Annotated in this window: 2 protein-coding genes and 2 tRNA genes; all 4 read left to right on the top strand. The window is 63.0% G+C overall.

Features of this window, described 5'->3' with window-relative positions; genetic code table 11:
* Window positions 1–220: 220 nt before the first annotated feature.
* A tRNA-Gln gene (locus Q0J60_RS03975) sits at window positions 221–295 on the top strand.
* 23 nt (window positions 296–318) lie between these two features.
* Window positions 319–395: transfer RNA gene (locus Q0J60_RS03970), tRNA-Glu, on the top strand.
* A 329-nt stretch (window positions 396–724) separates the two neighbouring features.
* Window positions 725–3247: a BTAD domain-containing putative transcriptional regulator gene (locus tag Q0J60_RS03965; RefSeq protein WP_294438950.1), complete on the top strand. Its 2523-nt coding sequence runs from the start codon at window positions 725–727 to the stop codon at window positions 3245–3247.
* 171 nt (window positions 3248–3418) lie between these two features.
* Window positions 3419–5140, top strand: a 1722-nt coding sequence (secA, locus tag Q0J60_RS03960) for a preprotein translocase subunit SecA (protein WP_294438949.1), incomplete at its 3' end; no start/stop codon positions are given.

The following is a 5140-nucleotide window of genomic DNA, read 5'->3' as shown; positions in this document are numbered from 1 at the left end:
GAATTTCAGTCGGCAGGAAGGTCTCGGGCGGCTGCAAAGGGAAGCGCTTTCCACCGACGAATCCACGACGTTTTCCCCGTCTCCCGGAGAGCGAAAAAATTTTTCAAAAAAGTTGAGAAAAGTGCTTGACGAAAGAGGGATGAGTCCGTAATATACTCACTCGCGCTTGAGATGCGAAACACGCAGGGCTTGCGAGGGACGCAGCAGGGTGTGAGTGTACTGGGGTGTAGTATAATGGTCAGTACAACGGATTCTGGTTCCGTCTGTGAGGGTTCGACTCCTTCCACCCCAGCCATTTTCGCAAGCGCATTGACATACGGCCCGGTCGTCTAGCGGTTTAGGACATCGCCCTCTCAAGGCGAAGATCGGGGGTTCGAATCCCCTCCGGGCTACCAAAACTTCTAGCAGGTCACTTCGGTGGCCTGCTTTTTTGCATCTCTCGCTTATCGTCGGTTGCGTCGTAGCCACGTGCGCTTTCCGACCTTGCGCCATTCTTGCCAAAACCTTGCCAGATTCTTGCCGAATTCTTCCAGACCTTTGCCTTTTGCGGCAAGATTGATCCGCTCCGAGGCGGTTCTTCTTCCGCAGGTTTCCCGGTTGGATTTCGTCCTAAAGGCGTTGCCTATGACGAAACAACGCGGACGCGCTTGCCCGTACAATCGCTCCGCACATTTCGATGGCCGCGCCAATCGGTCATCTCGCGTGGCGTGCGAAGGGGAAGGATATGAGGAACTTTCTAACGAATTCAGCCTGCAATGGCTGTCGACCCAAATCGCTTGGTCAGCGTAAACGCTACGACCGACCTCGGCTCATGAAGAAGATGATGGGGGAGCGCCAGGTGGCGCGATTCCTCGTTGCTCCTACGGGGTTCGGCAAATCGACGCTCGCCTTGGAATACGCCGACTCTATCTTCGGCCTCCATAACGTGTTCTGGATCGACTGCCAAAGCCCCTGTTTCTTGCGCGACCTGGATGCCGGCGTCATCGTGTCGACGCTGCTTGAGGCGGGCGCGCCCCAATCGCTCGTCGTGTTCGAGGACGTGCCGTACCTCGACGACGAACGGGCGGAGGCGTTCTCTTCATGCATCGATGCATTGCTCTCTGCCGGATGGGAAGTCGTGGCGAGCATGCTGCCGCCCTTCGACTCGTTCGCGGAACGCCAGTCCGATCGCGTGCTGCTTGAGGCCGATGATTTTCTTGCCGACGACGCCGAACTCGAGGCGCTCCGCGGGGCGTCGGACGGGTCCATGACGCGTCGGGTCGATCGCGTATGCGCCCTGACGTGGGGCGACGACGACGAGCGGGAGGCGTTTCTCGGCAGTCTCAGGGCAGCGGAGCTACCTGCGGAGATGCGCCTTGCAATGCTGGTCATCCTCATCCTTCAGGAAGGGTCGTTCGAGGATCTGGGCGCGCTCGTGCGCGGCATCAAGCGTGATACGTATCGCTTCCTGGCCCGTCATTACCCGCATCTCGGGCTTAATCTCGTGTCGGAAGGGTTCGATGCGGTAAGGGTTCCCGTGGAACGCCTTTCGCGTGCGTTCGCCAACTCGGTGGATGCCGCCATCGACCGCGCCGGTTCGGTGGGACGCGATGCGCTTTCGGCGCGCCTGGCCGACCTGCTGGTCGAGCGCGGGGCCTACCGACGCGCCTGCGAGACGATGAAGGCGCTCTGTGCGAGGAAACGGCGCGTTTCCTGGATAGAGCGTTCGCATGCGGAATACATGGCGGCGGGGCAGCTGGCCCCTTTGCAGGATCTTTTCGAAAGCCTGGGAAAGCGCCCTGCCGGCCTGGGCCCCCAGGCGTTGCTGGACGCCGCGATGCGTCTGAAGCTTTTGGGCGATGCATCGTCGGCATCGACGTTCGCATCGCGCGCGATGTCGCATCCGGATGCTTCGACGAGCATCATGTGCGAGGCGGCGCTTATCTGCGAGGAGTGCGGGAACGAGGAGCAGGAGGCGCGGGCGCTGCGCGTGCTCAAGCGTCTGGCGGGCCGCCGCGAATCGTCGAGCGAGGTTGGCGATGGCGAAGGGGGGATGTATTGCCGCCTGGCGGCATCGCGCCTTGCGATGCGCGTCGACCCCGCAAAGGCCCTCGCCGTACTTGCTCCCTGCGAGGGCGATCTTGGAAAGAGCGACGCCGGCCTTGCCCACATATCAGTGCTCTTGGCGTGCGCCAACGGCCGTATAGCACGGAGGGAGTGGGCTCCCTGGACGCGACCTCAGCGCGATGCTGCCGTGAGCCTGGCGCTTCGCTGCGTGAGCGGCAGTAACAGACCGGCAACGGTGCTGGAGGCGGTAGCGGTGAGCGAGATCGCCGCTGCGTCGGGCTATGCGGTGGGGGATGACGCATGGCGCATGTCGGCCGATGAACGCGTGGTGGGACTATCCACGCAGCGTGCAGAATGGGCGGCGCGCATGAGGCGCGACGTCGTCGTCTCGATCCCGCGGCGCGACGTCTCCGACGACGAGGAAATGCGCCGTCGCGTGCCCGAGATGCGCGTGCGGCTTTTCGGCGGCATGGAGGTGCGCGTGGGCGGGCGTATGGTGGATCCCGGCTCGTTCAGGAAGCAGAAGGCGAAAACGCTTCTGGCGGTTCTGGTCCTGCATCGGGGCAGGGAGGTGCCGCGCAGGGACCTGGTCGATATCCTGTGGCCCTCGTCGCGCGGCGAACGCGGCGTCTCCAATTTCTATTCGGTGTGGAGCGTGCTGCGCAAAGCGCTCTCTGACGAGGAGGGCGTCTGCCCCTACTTGGTTCGCCACCAATCGAGCTGTATGGTCGATGCCCGCTTCGTGCACAGCGACGTCGAGGAATTCGAGGAGCTCTACCGCAGATTGATGTTCGACCCGCCTGATCCGCGCGCGTGGATGGGCGTGTTCGAACGGCTCTCATCGGGGTTTTTCTGCGACCTCTTGCCTTCCGAGACCGATAACCTCTACATCGTGGGCATGCGTGAGCGGTTTCGCGCGCGCACGGTTGATGCCTGCTCGACCGCTGCGGGGCGCCTGTGCGACGCGCACGAGCCGCAGACGGCCCTGTGGTTCGCCAACGCGGCGCTCGAACTCGATCGCGGCCGCGAAGATGTGTACTACGCGCTCATGCGCGCCCAGATGATGGCGGGAAGGCGTACCTCAGCGATGGAGACCTATTTCGCGTGCCTGAGGTTCATGGGCGACGAGCTGGGGATGGGTCCTTCGGAGCGCATGGTGCGTCTGTATGACGAGCTGCTGGTATGTGCGGAAGGTGACTGAGGCGCCGCGCCGCGTTGAGACTTCGAGGAGGCGCGGCGCGCGCATGCGTCTGCGCAGGCGGTATGTGATAAAGTAGCCACCGCTCGCATTACGCATACCAACCACCATCGAGGTCCTGCTTCACCTTTACCGATAACGAGCTTCGGACGGGGTGTGAGACGAGAGGGTATCATGGGATTTCTTTCTAAGCTCCTCACCATGGGCGAGGGCAAGCAGCTCAAGGGCTATCGCGCCCTGGTAGACAAAGTCAATTCGTTCGAGCCATCCGTACAGGAGCTATCCGACGAAGAACTTCGCGCATTGACACCCGCGCTCAAAGAGCGCGTCGCGAACGGTGAATCGCTGGAATCGATTCTGCCCTATGCGTTCGCCGCCGTGCGCGAGGCAAGCGTGCGCTCCACCGGCATGCGCCACTTCGACGTGCAGCTCATCGGCGCCATGGCGCTGAACGACGGCCAGATCGCCGAGATGAAGACCGGCGAAGGTAAGACGCTCGTATCCACGCTGGCAGGCTACCTGAACGCGCTGACGGGCAAAGGCGTCCACATCGTCACGGTGAACGACTACCTGGCTCGTCGCGACAGCGAATGGATGGGCCGAATCTACCGCTTCATGGGCATGGACGTGGGACTTGTCCAAAACGGCATGCGTCCTTCCGCCCGCATCCCCGCTTACGCGGCCGATGTCACGTACGGCACCAACTCTGAGTTCGGCTTCGACTATCTGCGCGACAACATGGTTACCCGCGCGAGCCAGCGCGTGCAGCGCGGCCACTACTTCGCCATCGTCGACGAGGTTGACTCCATCCTGATCGACGAGGCGCGCACGCCGCTCATCATCTCGGGCGCGGGCATGAAGGCGTCGGACACGTACCGCAAGTTCGCGCAAGCCATGTTCGGCCTCGTGCGTGACGAGGACTACGAGATGGACGAGGCCAAGCGCACCATCGTGGCCACCGAATCGGGCCTGGCCAAGATCGAGGCGCGTCTGGGCATCGACGACATCTACGCCGACCCGTCGGGCCAGATGGCAAACCACCTGCAGCAGGCGCTGCGCGCGCACTTCCTGTTCAAGCGCGACGTGGATTACGTGAAGATCAACGGCGAGATCAAGATCGTCGACCAGAACACGGGCCGCATCATGGAGGGCCGCCGCTATTCCGAAGGTCTGCATCAGGCCATCGAGGCGAAGGAAGGCGTGCGCATCCGCGAGGAGAACCAGACGCTCGCCACCATCACGCTGCAGAACTACTTCCGCCTGTACGAGAAGCTTTCCGGCATGACCGGCACTGCCATGACCGAGGATGCTGAGTTCCGTCAGATCTATAACATGCCGGTCGTCGCCATTCCGCCCAACAAGCCGGTCATCCGTAAGGATGAGAACGACCTGGTGTACCGCACCATCGAGGCCAAGTTCCACGCTGTCGCCGACGACGTGGCACAGCGCCATGCCGCCGGCCAGCCGTGCCTGGTGGGCACGGTGTCCATCGAAAGCTCCGAGAAGCTGTCGCGCCTGCTTGACAAGCGCGGCATTCCTCACGAGACGCTGAACGCGAAGAACCACGAGCGCGAAGCGCATATCGTCGCCCAGGCCGGCCGCTTGGGCGCGGTCACCATCGCCATCAACATGGCAGGTCGCGGTACCGACATCCTTCTGGGCGGCAATCCCGAGGTGCTGATGGAGGACGTGCTGCGCGACCGTGGGTTCAACCCCGACCTCATGCCGGGGGAGGCGCCCGCGGAAGACGCCGAGAACACGCTGCCCGCGCCAAGCGCCGAAGATCGCGAACGCGCGCTGGAGGAGTCGAAGCGCGTGTGCGCCGAGGAGCACGAGCGGGTGCTCGCCGTGGGCGGCCTCGCCGTCATCGGCACCGAGCGCCATGAGTCGCGCCGC

The sequence above is a fragment of the uncultured Slackia sp. genome (assembly GCF_944321625.1).
GTDB lineage: Bacteria > Actinomycetota > Coriobacteriia > Coriobacteriales > Eggerthellaceae > Slackia.
This window is presented reverse-complemented; position numbering and strand designations above follow the sequence as displayed.

Excerpts from the sequence above, each read along its gene's own strand:
- Q0J60_RS03965 (WP_294438950.1), top strand. The coding sequence starts at position 725 with ATGAGGAACTTTCTAACGAATTCAGCCTGCAATGGCTGTCGACCCAAA.